Here is a 13,382-nt window from a genome sequence, read left to right as displayed (position 1 = left end):
AGGGCGTGGACACACCCGTGCCCAATCGCTTCCTGGCCAAGGCGTGTGGCCAGTCGCGCGGTCTGCAGGTGCTGGAGGACACACCCGCCGGGCACCGGCTCAACGGCTACTTCCTCGGCAACGAATTCGTGATGGATGCGCTCGCCCGGCACTTCGACTTCGATCCGGAGGAACTGGACGCCGCCCACGGTGCCGCCTGGGACACCCTCTCGGACCGGTACGCCATCGCAACCGAGGGACTCGTGGTCGGGTTCGCCGCCGACATCACCGCGGACTCGGTCCTCGGCAAGACCGAGACACCGGCGCTCCTCAAGAACGCCGCCGTCGGCAAGGACGGCATCAAGTTCGCGACGCCGTTGCCCCAGCACGCGCACCTTCCGCCCGACATCAACACGTTCATGGCCGATCCCTCCATCCGCTGCCAACTGCGGATGGGGGACGACGACCCCGGGAGGTCCCCCGAGGGATTCGCCATGAAGCTGCACGCCATCGATGTCCCCGAGGACCAGAAGGAGGCGCATGCGGCGATCATCGACCGGCTGTCGACGGCCAACTCCTACGAGGAACTGCACCCGACGACCGCCGAGGCGAAGCGGAGGGGGCACATGAGTGCCTTCCTACCCGGTGTGAACCTGCCCCACGGCGTCGTCCGAGCGCCCCGCAGCGTCCTCACCGGCCACGGAGTGAGCGAGCCCGCACCGCCCCAGATCACCCCGAAGCCCTCCGGGATCGAGCACTGACCGCCGGGTCCGCCACGATGCGTTCGCGCGGGCCCGTGCCGATCTGGAAGGCCTCCGTGGGCGGACCGGGCCCCGGTACGGGCCCGCGCCCGCGTGGGCCGGCTCCTGAGACGCCCCGGACTTCCCGGAAAAAGCAAAAGCCCCAGGTCACGGCGAGTGAGTCCTGGGGCTTCCACAGAGCCGCCTTCGGGATTCGAACCCGAGACCTACGCATTACGAGTGCGTTGCTCTGGCCAACTGAGCTAAGGCGGCACCGCTGGGGAGACAAGAATTCCCTTGGAGGGAGGCTCTCATCAGCAGCGGCGCCAAGTCTACAGGGTTAAACCGGGTGCCCCGAACCGGGTGGGGCGGACGGGTCAGCAGCGCTTGCCGTCCGCCGGGGGCCGGCCCTCGAGGAGGTAGCGGTTGATCGCCGTGTCGATGCATTCGCTGCCGCGCCCGTACGCCGTGTGGCCGTCGCCGTCGTACGTGAGGAGGGTGCCCGACTCCAGCTGGCCGGCCAGGGCCTGCGCCCACTTGTACGGGGTCGCCGGGTCCCGGGTCGTGCCGACCACCACGATCGGGGCCGCGCCCGCCGCCTTCAGGGGCTTCGCCGCGCCCGTGGCCTTCACCGGCCAGTACGCGCAGTTCAGGGAGGCCCAGGCCAGCCCCGCGCCGAAGACCGGGGAGGCCTTCTCGAAGGACGGCAGCGCGGCGTCCACCGCGTCGGGGCCGCTGAAGGCCGGCGGCTGGTCCAGGCAGTTCACGGCGGCGTTGGCGTACATGAGGTTCGCGTACGAGCCGTCCGCCTCGCGCTCGTAGTAGCTGTCGGCGAGGGCCAGCAGGCCGGCGCCGTCGCCGTCCATCGCGGAGGCGAGGGCCTCGCGCAGCTGCGGCCAGGCGCTCTCGTCGTACAGGGCCGCGATCACGCCCGTCGTCGCGAGGGACTCGCCCAGCGGGCGGGCCGGGTCCCCCGACGGGACCGGCTGGGCGTCGACCTTGCGGAAGAACTCCTTCAGGCGCTGCGCGACCGCGTCCGGGCCGCCCTGGCCGAGCGGGCAGTCGGGCTGCTTGGCGCAGTCCTTGGCGAAGGAGCGGAAGGCTGTCTCGAAGCCCGCCGTCTGGTCGCGGTTCAGGTCGAGGGCCGGCCGGGAGGGGTCCAGCGCGCCGTCCAGGACCAGCCGGCCCACACGGGCCGGGAAGAGGTCCGCGTACGTGGCGCCGAGGAAGGTGCCGTACGAGGCCCCGACGTAGTTCAGCCTCTCGTCGCCCAGGACCGCGCGGAGCATGTCCATGTCCCGGGCGGCGTCCACCGTCGAGACGTGCGGCAGCACCCGCTTCGAGCGCGTCTCGCAGCCCGCCGCGAACTCCTTGAACGCGGCCACCAGCTCGGCCCGCTCCGCCGGATCGTCCGGGGTCTGGTCCACCTGGGTGAACCGGTCCATCGCCGGCCCGGTCAGGCACTCCACCGGGCTGCTGCGGGCCACGCCGCGCGGGTCGAAGGAAACCATGTCGTACTGGGCGCGCACCGCGGCCGGGTAGCCGATGCCCGCGTACGCCTGGAGGTAGCCGATGCCGGAACCGCCGGGGCCGCCCGGATTGACCACCAGGGAACCCAGCCGCTTGCCCGGACCGGTGGCCGCCCGGCGGGCCACGGCGAGCTCGACGTCCTGCCCGGCACCGGGATCCGCGTAGTCCAGCGGCGCCTTCATGGTGGAGCACTGGAAGCCGGGGACACCGCAGTCGCGCCAGCTCAGCTTCTGGTCGTAGTACGGGCGCAGGGCGTCCGGGACGGCGGTGGGCTCGGCCGAGGCCGCCACCTCGGGCCCCCCGGTGGTGCACCCGGAGACCAGCAGCCCGGCGGCTGCGATGACGGTTCCGGCGGTACGCAGCAGACGCCTGGTGTCCATGCGGCGAGCCTACGTGCTGCCGACGGCCCCCGTCGGGCGCGCGGGGTCCGGGCCGGGTCCGGGCGGCGGCCCCCGAAACGGTGCCTTCCGGGCGCCCACCGGGCACCCGCCGGGGGCCGGGCCCCCGCGGCGCTCCGCCCGGGACCGCTCGTACGGGTGAACCGGGGCGCGGGCGCGTACCGGCCGCGCGGAGCGTCGAGCGCGGAGGGACGAGCCCGCGCCGGGGTCAGCCCGCGCGGAGCGCCATCGTCATCGCCTCCACCGCGAGCAGCGGCGCCACGTTCCGGTCGAGGGCCTGCCGGCAGGCGATGATCGCCTCGATGCGCCGCAGGGTGCGCTCGGGGCCCGAGGCGCGGGCGATCCGGTCGAGGTCCGGGCGTATGTCCTCGTTGGCGATGGCCACCGCCGAGCCGAGCTGGAGGGCCAGCACGTCCCGGTAGAAGCCGGTGATGTCGGTCAGGGCGAGGTCGAGGCTGTCGCGCTGGGTCCTGGTGCGGCGGCGCTTCTGGCGGTCCTCCAGCTCCTTCATCACCCCGGCGGTGCCGCGCGGCAGCCGGCCGCCGGCGCCCGCTCCGGCGCCGAGCGCGGCCCTCAGCTCCTCGGTCTCCTTGGTGTCGATCTCCTCGGCGACCTGCTTCGCGTCCTCGGCGGCGGCGTCGACGAGCTCCTGCGCGGCCTTGAGGCAGCCGCCCACGTCGTCCACCCGCAGCGGGAGCTTGAGGACGGCGGCGCGGCGGGCCCTGGCGGACTCGTCGGTGGCGAGCCGGCGGGCCCGGTCGATGTGGCCCTGCGTCGCGCGGGCGGCGGCCGCGGCGGCGGCCGGCTCCACGCCGTCCCGGCGGACCAGGACGTCGGCCACCGCCGCCACGGACGGGGTGGTCAGGGTCAGGTGCCGGCAGCGGGAGCGGATCGTGGGCAGCACGTCCTCCAGGGAGGGCGCGCACAGCAGCCACACCGTCCGCGGAGCGGGCTCCTCCACGGCCTTGAGGAGCACGTTGCCCGCGCCCTCGGTGAGCCGGTCGGCGTCCTCCAGGACGATGACCTGCCAGCGGCCCACGGCGGGCGAGAGCTGGGCCCGGCGGACCAGGTCGCGGGTCTCCTTCACGCCGATGGACAGCAGGTCCGTGCGCACGATCTCCACGTCGGCGTGGGTCCCGGCCATGGTGGTGTGGCAGCCGTCGCAGAACCCGCAGCCCGGTTCGCCGCCGAGGGCGCGGTCCGGGCTGACGCACTGGAGGGCCGCCGCGAAGGCACGGGCGGCGGTGGCCCGGCCGGAGCCCGGCGGGCCGGTGAACAGCCAGGCGTGCGTCATCTTGGAAGCGGGCGGCGGCGGGGCCCCCTGCGCGGCGGCCGTGACCAGGGCGTCGGCGTCACGGGCGGCGGCGGCCAGCTGCGCCTGCACGCGATCCTGACCGACCAGGTCTTCCCACACGGGCATGCCGCCCACCGCCTTTCACTCTCCGTCGACACTGCCTGCTCATATTGTGGCGCCCGCCACTGACAATCCCCGACCGCGGTCACTTTCCGTGAACCGCGCGCCGGTCAGCGGCGTCGGCGCGGCCCGCCCCGCCCGTCGGCGTCGTCCCGGCCGTCCCGGCCGTCCTCGTCGTCCCGGCGCGGGCCCAGCAGCTCGTCCGCCAGGGTCGGCAGGTCGTCCATCGGCGTCGCCTCGGCCCAGTCGGACGGGGCCCGGCGCTGCCGGCCGTCGTCGCCGAACACCGGGAGCTCGCGGGTCACGTCGTTCCCCGAGTCCCGGAAGATGCCCGGCGGCACCCGGTCGGCCGGGTCCTCCTGCGAGTGGGGTTCCGTCGGCCGCTCCGCCGGGCGGGTCCGCCCGGACCGCGTGTCCCGGACGTCGCCGTCGGGGCGTACGGGCGGCAGTACGGCCGTCTCGTCCAGCGGGCGCGGGGCACGCGGGTCGATCTTGGGCACCGGGACGGTCTGGGTGACGTCGTCGGGCTGTACGAACCGCCGCACCACGGGGGTCTCGATGGTGACGGCCTCGTCCGGCAGCGGCTCCTTGCGCATCACGACCTTGGGCGCGGGCTGCCCGGCGGACTCCGCCGGGGCCTGCGCGGCCTCGGCACGGGCCTGCGCCCGGGTACGGGCCTGCGCCTCGGTCCGGGCCCGCGACTGGGCCTCCGCTCGGGCTTCGGCCTCGGCACGGGCCTCGGCGGCCGCCCGGGCCTCGGCCTCGGCACGGGCCTGCGCGGCCCGGTTCGCCTGCTCGGCGGCCGCCGCGGCGGCCGAGGCCTCCGCGAGCCGGCGCGCCTCCTCCGCCCGCAGCAGGGCCTCCTCGGCGCGTCGCTGCTTCTCCAGGCGCCGCTCCTCGGCCTCGGCGCGCAGCCGGGCCTCCTCCGCCTCCTGGAGCCGGATCCGCTCCAGCTCGGCGGCGCGGGCCTTCTCCTCCGCCTCGGCGCGCAGCCGCTCGGCCTCGGCCCGGGCCCGGGCCTCCTCCTCGGCCCTCAGCCGCTCCTCCTCGGCACGGCGGGCCGCCTCGGCCTCGGCGCGCAGCCGGGCCTCCTCGGCCTCCCGCGCCAGTCGGGCCTCCTCCTCGGCCTTCAGCCGGGCTTCCTCCGCCTTGCGCGCGGCCTCTTCCTCGGCCTTGCGCCGGGCCTCCTCCTCCGCGAGCCGGCGGGCCTCGATCTGCGCGGCCACCTCGGCCTCGGAGAGCGGGAGCATCCGGTCCAGGCGGTGCAGGACGACGGTGGTCACCGAGCCGGGGTCCTGACCGGCGTCGACCACGAGGTAGCGCCCGGGGTCGGCGGCGGCGAGCGTCAGGAAGCCGGCCCGCACCCGCTGGTGGAACTCGGTCGGCTCGGACTCCAGCCGGTCCGGCGCCTCCGTGAACCGCTCCCGCGCGGTCTCCGGGGACACGTCGAGCAGCACGGTCAGGTTCGGCACGAGACCGCCGGTGGCCCAGCGGGAAATACGGGCGATCTCGGTCGGGGACAGGTCGCGCCCGGCACCCTGGTAGGCCACCGACGAGTCGATGTAGCGGTCGGTGATGACCACCGCGCCGCGCTCCAGGGCGGGCCGGACCAGCGAGTCCACGTGCTCCGCGCGGTCGGCGGCGTACAGCAGGGCCTCGGCCCGGTTCGACAGCCCGGCGGAGGAGATGTCCAGCAGGATCGAGCGGAGCCGCTTGCCGACCGGGGTGGCCCCCGGCTCTCGGGTCACGACGACCTCGTGGCCCTTGCCCCGTATCCATTCGGCCAGCGCCTGCACCTGGGTGGACTTGCCGGCCCCGTCGCCGCCCTCCAGGGCGATGAAGAACCCGGTCGTGGGCGGGGCCTGTACGGGCTCACCGCCGCGCAGCGCCTCGCGCAGGTCGCGGCGGAGCGGCACGCCGCCCCGGTCGTCGGCCTTGGTCAGGACCACCACCGCGACGGGCAGCAGCAGCACGCCGGCCAGCATCAGCGCGTAGCCGGCGCCGCCGTGCCAGAGGCCGATCTGCCCGCCGCCGATGCGGTGCGGGCCGATCGCCGCGGCGACCAGCGGGGCGGCGACCGCGCCGATGGCGACCGCCACCCGGACCACGGCCTGCAGGTGCTCGGTGATCCGGGCCCGGCGGAACTCCTCGGTCTCCTGGTCCAGCAGGGTGTGCCCGGTGTTGGCCGCCACGCCCGCGGCGGTGCCCGCGAGCAGCGCCAGGAAGAGCACGGTCGCCGTGTCGGAGACCAGACCGGTCAGCAGCAGCGCCAGCCCGGCCACGGCGACGGCCAGGGCGAGCAGGCGGCGCCGGGACAGCGCGGGCAGCACCTTGCCGGCCTGCGTGGCGCGAATGCCCAGGGCGGTGCCGCCGACGAGGGCGAGCACCAGCAGGGCGTACGCGGACGGGCCGCCGCCCAGGTCGAAGGCGTGCAGCACGGAGACGGACGCGGCGAAGGCGATCGCCCCGGCGACGGCGGCGCAGGCCACCACGAGCAGCCGGATCGCCCCCGTACGGCCCTTCTCGGGCCGCTCGCCCGCCCTGGGGGCGCGCAGGCCCTCCAGCGGGGACCGCGGCCTCGGGGTCTTCACGGCGGGCAGCGTCAACGGCACCAGCAGCGAGAGGGACGCGGCGAACAGGCCGGCTGCCACGTACGAGCCCAGCGCCGCCTGGTTCGCGGCGAACCAGTCCACGCCCAGGCCCAGCGCCCGCCCTATAAGCGTCGCCGCGAGCAGCGCGGCCGCCGCCACGGGCATCGCCGCGAAGGCCGTGCGCAGCGAGAGCCGCCGAAGGGCGTCGAGGTGGTCCGGGAGGGGGCGTACGGTCGCCCCCTCCGGCGGCGGCGCCGGCAGCAGCGCGGGCGCGGCGCTCTCCTTGGCCAGCGTCCACACCCGCTCGGCGCCGCCGGAGACGAACACGGTGGCCAGCAGCGCGGTCGTGGCGTGCGCCGGGATCCAGTCGAGCCACAGCGGGGCGACGACGAACAGGGCGATCCGCAGCCCGTCGGCACCGACCATCGTCCAGCGGCGGTCGAGCTTGCCTCCGGGGGCCGTGAGCTGGGCCAGCGGGCCGAGCAGGACCGCGCCGAACAGGACGGTGGCGAGGACGCGCACCGCGAAGACGGCGGCGACGGCGAAGGCCGCGCCCCGGTAGCCGCCGCCGAACAGCCCCTCCGGGCCGGCGGTGACGGCCGCCTGGAGGGTCAGCAGCACCAGCACCAGCAGGGCGAGGGCATCGCCGATGCCGCTCACCAGCTGGGCGCTCCACAGCCGGCGCAGCCCGGGTGTGCGCAGCAGGGCGCGCACCGCTCGCTCGCGGGAGTCCGCGGCCAGGGCTTCGTCGTAGGTGGGGTTCTCGGAGTCGGTCACGACCGTCGGCTGCTCGGCTCGCGTCATCCGCCCAGCCTATCCGCTGCGCTTGGCCGTTGCGGGGGCCTGTGGACGACGCCGGGTGTGACCCGGCACCCACTCCCGGGGCTCCGCCCCGGACCCCGATACCGGACGCTCCGCGCCCGGTGCGCTCAAACGCCGCGCGGGCTGGATGTGCGCAGCACATCCCAGCCCCGCCGGCGTTTGAGGCGCTGGGGGAGGGTCTGGGGGCGGAGCCCCCAGGGGCGGACGGCTACTCGTCCGCCGGGGCGGACGCGGCGGCCTTCTTCGCCGCCGCCGTCGTCTTCTTCGCCGCGGTCGTCTTCTTGGCGGCAGCCGTCGTCTTCTTGGCCGCGGCCGTCTTCGTGGCGGCCGCCTTCTTCGCCGGGGCCTTCTTGGCCGGGGCCTTCTTCGCGGGGGCCTTCTTCGCCGTCTTCTTCGCCGGCCCCTTGGCCCGCTTCTCCGCCAGCAGTTCGTAGCCCCGCTCCGGCGTGATGGTCTCGACGTCGTCGTCCCGCCGCAGCGTCGCGTTGGTCTCGCCGTCCGTCACGTACGGACCGAAGCGGCCGTCCTTGACCACCACGGGCTTCTCGCTCACCGGGTCCGTGCCCAGCTCCTTCAGCGGCGGCTTGGCCGCGGCCCGGCCCCGCTGCTTCGGCTGTGCGTAGATCGCCAGGGCCTCGTCCAGGGTGATCGAGAACAGCTGGTCCTCGGTCTCCAGGGACCGCGAGTCCGTGCCCTTCTTCAGGTACGGGCCGTAGCGGCCGTTCTGGGCGGTGATCTCCACGCCCTCCGCGTCGGCGCCGACCACGCGCGGCAGCGACATCAGCTTCAGGGCGTCGTCGAGGGTGACCGTGTCCAGGGACATCGACTTGAAGAGCGAGGCCGTCCGCGGCTTGACCGCGTTCTTGCCCGTCTTCGGCGTGCCCTCGGGCAGGATCTCCGTCACGTACGGCCCGTAGCGGCCGTCCTTGGCGACGATCTGGTTGCCGCTCACCGGGTCGGCGCCCAGCTCGAACTCGCCGCTCGGCTTCGCGAACAGCTCCTGCGCGTACTCGACGGTCAGCTCGTCCGGAGCCAGGTCGTCCGGCACGTCGGCCCGCTGGTGGCCCTCCGCGTCCTTCTCGCCGCGCTCCACGTACGGCCCGTAGCGGCCGACGCGCAGCACGATGCCGTCGCCGACCGGGAAGGAGGAGATCTCCCGGGCGTCGATCGCGCCGAGGTCCGTGACCAGCTCCTTCAGGCCGCCGAGGTGGTCGCCGTCGGCCGGTACGACCTCCGAGGCGTCCTCCGAGCCGAAGTAGAACCGCTTGAGCCACGGCACGGACTGGGCCTCGCCCCGCGCGATGCGGTCGAGGTCGTCCTCCATCTTGGCGGTGAAGTCGTAGTCGACGAGCCGGCCGAAGTGCGTCTCCAGCAGGTTCACGACGGCGAACGACAGGAAGGACGGCACGAGGGCCGTGCCCTTCTTGAAGACGTAGCCGCGGTCCAGGATCGTGCCGATGATCGACGCGTACGTCGACGGGCGGCCGATCTCCCGCTCTTCCAGCTCCTTGACCAGCGAGGCCTCGGTGTAGCGGGCCGGCGGCTTGGTGGAGTGGCCGTCGGCGGTGATCTCCTCGGCCGTCAGCGCGTCGCCCTCGGCGACCTGCGGCAGCCGCCGCTCGCGGTCGTCGAGCTCGGCGTTCGGGTCGTCCGCGCCCTCGACGTACGCCTTCATGAAGCCGTGGAAGGTGATGGTCTTGCCGGACGCGCTGAACTCGGCGTCCCGGCCGTCCGAGGCCCGGCCGCCGATCTTCACGGTCACCGAGTTGCCGGTCGCGTCCTTCATCTGGGAGGCGACGGTCCGCTTCCAGATGAGCTCGTACAGGCGGAACTGGTCGCCGGTGAGGCCCGTCTCGGCGGGGGTGCGGAAACGATCACCCGAAGGCCGGATCGCCTCGTGCGCCTCCTGCGCGTTCTTGACCTTGCCCGCGTAGACGCGCGGCTTCTCCGGCAGGTAGTCGGCCCCGTACAGCTGGGTGACCTGCGCCCGCGCCGCCGACACCGCGGTGTCGGAGAGCGTGGTGGAGTCCGTACGCATGTAGGTGATGAAGCCGTTCTCGTACAGCTTCTGCGCGACCTGCATCGTCGCCTTCGCACCGAAGCCCAGCTTGCGCGAGGCCTCCTGCTGGAGCGTCGTCGTGCGGAAGGGGGCGTACGGGGAGCGGCGGTACGGCTTGGACTCGACCGAGCGGACGGCGAACGAGGTCTCGGCGAGCGCGGCGGCCAGCGCCCGGGCGTTCGCCTCGTCGAGGTGCAGCACCTCGCTCTTGAGCTGCCCGTTCGCGCCGAAGTCTCGGCCCTGGGCGACGCGCTTGCCGTCCACCGTGTTCAGGCGGGCGACCAGGGTCGACGGGTCGGAGGCATCACCGGCCCGGCCGGTGCCGAACGTGCCGGTCAGGTCCCAGTACTCGGCGGAGCGGAAGGCGATGCGCTCGCGCTCGCGCTCGACGACGAGGCGGGTGGCGACGGACTGGACGCGGCCGGCCGACAGCCGCGGCATGACCTTCTTCCACAGGACCGGCGAGACCTCGTAGCCGTAGAGGCGGTCGAGGATGCGGCGGGTCTCCTGGGCGTCGACCATGCGCTGGTTCAGCTCGCGCGGGTTGGCGACGGCGTCGCGGATCGCGTCCTTGGTGATCTCGTGGAAGACCATCCGGTGGACGGGGACCTTGGGCTTGAGGACTTCCTGGAGGTGCCACGCGATGGCTTCGCCCTCGCGGTCCTCATCGGTGGCGAGGAAGAGTTCGTCGGACTCGGCGAGCAGGTCCTTGAGCTTCCTGACCTGCGCCTTCTTGTCCGCGTTGACCACGTAGATCGGCGCGAAGTCGTGCTCGACGTCCACGCCGAGGCGGCGGACCTCGCCGGTGTACTTGTCGGGGACCTCGGCCGCGCCGTTCGGGAGGTCGCGGATGTGCCCGACGCTCGCCTCGACGACGTATCCGGGGCCGAGGTAGCCCTTGATCGTCTTCGCCTTGGCAGGGGACTCGACGATGACGAGTCGGCGGCCGCCCTTTGCGGTCTCGCTAGTCGGGGACAACTTGGCTCTTCTCTCCGGTCGGCACGGTCGGCACTCGGTCGCGGTACGACGACGCTGCGGAGTGTGACGGTACAACCCGCCCCCGTGTCAAACGGCACAAGCCCGCAACGGCCACTCGAACGGTAACCCGACAAGTGCCATTTCTGCCGCCCGGATGCCGCGCCGGGACCCTCGCGGTCACCGGCCAGGGTGGCCCGGGGGCCGTCTGGCCCCGCGTCCGGACCGGTCGCGACGTCGGGTTTCACACCCGGGTGGAGGCCGTCGCCGGCGGGCGCTTCAGAAGTGCTGGAGGCACCAGACGCCGAGAGCCAGCGAGCCCGAACCGGCCAGTACGGCCAGCGGTACGGCCACGACGGGGCGCACGCCTTCAGCCACCGGCGCGCGGTGCCAGGCGCGCGCCCCCGTCCAGACCAGCAGAGCGGCCCCGAACAGCAGGAACACGGCTGCCGCGAAGATCGCCGGACCGCGTTCCATGCCGTTCCCCTTTTCCCCCGGGCCGCTCGGGGATCCCCCCGGATCCCCCGCTGTCCGGGAGCCTGCCACCCGAGGGGGTACGGCAGGCGAACCCCGGGTTACATCACGGCGCCGAACCCCGCCGGCTACGGGGCGGGGTCCTGGACGGGCTCCAGGAACCCCTGCTCGACCAGCATCCGGATCGCCTCCGGGGTCCGGTCCCGCAGGACGACCGGGTCCTCCTCGACCAGCTGTGCGATCGCGTCCAGGATCCGGCCGGCGCTGAGTGAGCCGTCGCACACCCCGGCGAAGCCCGCGCCGACCGTGTCCACCTTGGTGGCGCGGCGCATCCCCCGGTTCTGCCGGAGCACGACGTGCTCGGGGTCCTCCGCGCCCGGCGCGCCGACCTGCTCCTGCACGACCTCCGCGGTCAGCCGGAAGTACCCCGCCAGCAGGGCCGCGTCGTCGTGGTCGCGGAGGTAGTCCTGGCGGGCGAAGTGCGCGAGGACCGCTTCGCCGAGCGGCTGCTCCACCGAGTGCGGCCACTCCTCGACCACGATCGAGGGCTCGGCCGCGTCCGTACGGCGCAGGGTGACCCAGCCGAAGCCGACGGCCTTGGTCTTGCGGGCCTCGAACTCGTCGAGCCAGTCCTCGTACCTGGCCGCGTACTCGGCCGGATCCGTGCGGTGGTCGCCCGCGTCGCGCAGCCACAGCTCCGCGTACTGCGTCACGTCCTGCACGTCACGCTGCACGATCCAGGCGTCGCAGCCGCGCGGCACCCAGGAGCGGACCCGGTCGCGCCAGTCCTCCCCCTCCACGTGCTGCCAGTTGCCGAGGAACTGCGCGTAACCGCCCGGGTTGAGGTGGTCCCCCGCCTGCTGGACCAGGGTCCGGCACAGGTCGTCGCCGCCCATGCCGCCGTCCCGGTACGTGAGCCGCGCGCCGGGCGAGATCACGAAGGGCGGGTTCGACACGATCAGGTCGTACGCGGCGTCGCCCACCGGCTCGAACAGCGAGCCCGAGAGCAGTTCGGCCTCCGGCGCCCCGGAGAGGGCCAGCGTCAGACGGGTGAATTCCAGGGCGCGCGGGTTGACGTCGGTCGCCGTCACCCGGGTGGCGTGCTGGGCGGCGTGCAGCGCCTGGATCCCGGAGCCGGTGCCGAGGTCGAGGGCCGAGCCGACGGCGATGGGCACGGTGATTCCGGCCAGGGTGGTGGAGGCGCCCCCGACGCCGAGCACGACGCCCTCCTCGCGGCTGCCGATGCCCCCGGCGCCGCCGACGGCGCAGCCGAGGTCCGAGACGATGAACCAGTCCTCGCCGTCCGGGCCGCCGTACGGGCGTACGTCGACGGTGGCGTGCACCTCGTCGCCCTCCCGCCGCAGCCAGCCGTCGGCGAGGGCTCCCTCGACGGGCAGCACGGCGGCGGCGTGCACGTACGGCTCCGGCTGCTGGAGCAGGAAGAGCCGGATCAGGCTCGCGAGCCCGCCGTCGTCCGCCCCGCGGGTGGCGCGCAGGGCGGGGACCGTCTCGCTGCGGGCCAGCGCGGCGTAGGCGGGGGCGCCGAGCAGGTCGAGCAGTCCGTCGGCGGTGAACCCCGCGGCGAGGAACGCCTCGCGGAGCTCGGCGGCGTGGTCGGGCGTGGGAAGACTGGTGGTACTCACCCGACCATTGTGGCCGCTGGGGCGGGCAATGCGTACGAGCCCCGGCGCGCGACGGGCGGCCGGATCCGATCGGGATCCGGCCGCCCGTGGCGACCGTGTCCGCGCGGGGCCGCGCGGCGCGTGGAGGGCGGGGGTCAGCCCTTGTCGGTCGTCGAGACCTGGCAGCCCTTCTGGCTGTAGATGGCCTTCAGACCGCTGGAGTTGAGCTTCTCCTTGGCCGCCGTCTCGTTCGCGGCGACCTCGGTGAGCCCGGAGGCGACCCCCTGGAGGCCGTCCGCGAACTTGCTCTGGTCCTTGGGGTCGAGGCCATCGATCTTCGTCTTGAGATCGGTGTACCGCTTGGAGATCTCGTCGTAGCTCTTGACCACGGAGTCCGCCGCGGCCTTGCCGTCCTTGACGGGCGGTTCACCGGCCGACGTCAGGGCGCCGCCCATGGTCTTGTAGGCCTCGGAGAGGGTCTGGAAGGCCGCCGAGTCGGTCTTCTGGACCTCCTCGGGCTTGCTGCTCGTGGAGGCGACCCGCTTCAGCTCGTCGTTGGTCGTCTTGATCTTGGTGAGCTCGGGCTCCCACTTGTCGCAGACGTTCTTGGCCCAGGCGTCGGCCTTCTTGTCGCCGTCGTCCCCACCGCCGCAGCCGGACAGGACGAGCATCAGTACCGCACCGCCGGACACCGCGGCCGCAAGCTTCTTGTTCACCGGATTGGTCCCTTCGAAGGCTCTCGGCCGGAAGATACACGCCCGCCATCAGGGCACGCACA

8 protein-coding genes and 1 tRNA gene are annotated in these 13,382 nt (G+C 73.9%); 1 reads left to right on the top strand and 8 read right to left on the bottom strand.

Going from position 1 to position 13,382, the window contains the following annotated elements; genetic code table 11:
* Nucleotides 1-17 precede the first annotated feature (17 nt).
* The gene (locus OG553_RS18550; RefSeq protein ID WP_405980050.1) at nt 18-740 is read left to right on the top strand and encodes a hypothetical protein; all 723 of its coding nucleotides are present in this window, start codon (nt 18-20) and stop codon (nt 738-740) included.
* Between the two features lie 178 nt (nt 741-918).
* On the opposite strand, the gene OG553_RS18545 is transcribed toward OG553_RS18550, so the two are convergent.
* The 8 genes from OG553_RS18545 to OG553_RS18510 form a co-directional block, all read right to left on the bottom strand.
* Nucleotides 919-992: transfer RNA gene (locus tag OG553_RS18545), tRNA-Thr, on the bottom strand.
* 104 nt (nt 993-1,096) lie between these two features.
* Nucleotides 1,097-2,629, bottom strand: a complete 1,533-nt coding sequence (locus tag OG553_RS18540) for an alpha/beta hydrolase (RefSeq protein ID WP_405980049.1) — start codon at nt 2,627-2,629, stop codon at nt 1,097-1,099.
* 226 nt (nt 2,630-2,855) lie between these two features.
* Nucleotides 2,856-4,067, bottom strand: a complete 1,212-nt coding sequence (locus tag OG553_RS18535) for a DNA polymerase III subunit delta' (RefSeq protein WP_405980048.1) — start codon at nt 4,065-4,067, stop codon at nt 2,856-2,858.
* Between the two features lie 104 nt (nt 4,068-4,171).
* Nucleotides 4,172-7,456 carry a dTMP kinase gene (gene tmk / locus OG553_RS18530; RefSeq protein ID WP_405980047.1) on the bottom strand — a complete coding sequence of 1,095 codons (3,285 nt, stop codon included), beginning with the start codon at nt 7,454-7,456 and terminating at the stop codon, nt 4,172-4,174.
* A gap of 226 nt (nt 7,457-7,682) precedes the next feature.
* Nucleotides 7,683-10,511 carry a type I DNA topoisomerase gene (gene topA / locus OG553_RS18525; RefSeq protein WP_405980046.1) on the bottom strand — a complete coding sequence of 943 codons (2,829 nt, stop codon included), beginning with the start codon at nt 10,509-10,511 and terminating at the stop codon, nt 7,683-7,685.
* Between the two features lie 276 nt (nt 10,512-10,787).
* Nucleotides 10,788-10,985: a hypothetical protein gene (locus OG553_RS18520; RefSeq protein ID WP_405980045.1), complete on the bottom strand. Its 198-nt coding sequence runs from the start codon at nt 10,983-10,985 to the stop codon at nt 10,788-10,790.
* 125 nt (nt 10,986-11,110) lie between these two features.
* A complete protein-coding gene (locus OG553_RS18515; protein WP_405980044.1) occupies nt 11,111-12,625 on the bottom strand; it encodes a methyltransferase in 1,515 nt (504 codons plus the stop codon).
* 134 nt (nt 12,626-12,759) lie between these two features.
* Nucleotides 12,760-13,320, bottom strand: a complete 561-nt coding sequence (locus OG553_RS18510; protein WP_405980043.1) for a small secreted protein — start codon at nt 13,318-13,320, stop codon at nt 12,760-12,762.
* Nucleotides 13,321-13,382 lie beyond the last annotated feature (62 nt).

Source organism: Streptomyces sp. NBC_00158 (assembly GCF_045160885.1).
In the GTDB taxonomy this organism is placed as follows: Bacteria; Actinomycetota; Actinomycetes; order Streptomycetales; family Streptomycetaceae; genus Streptomyces.
The sequence above is the reverse complement of the archived record's forward strand: the minus strand, read 5'-3'. Positions and strand labels throughout refer to the sequence as shown.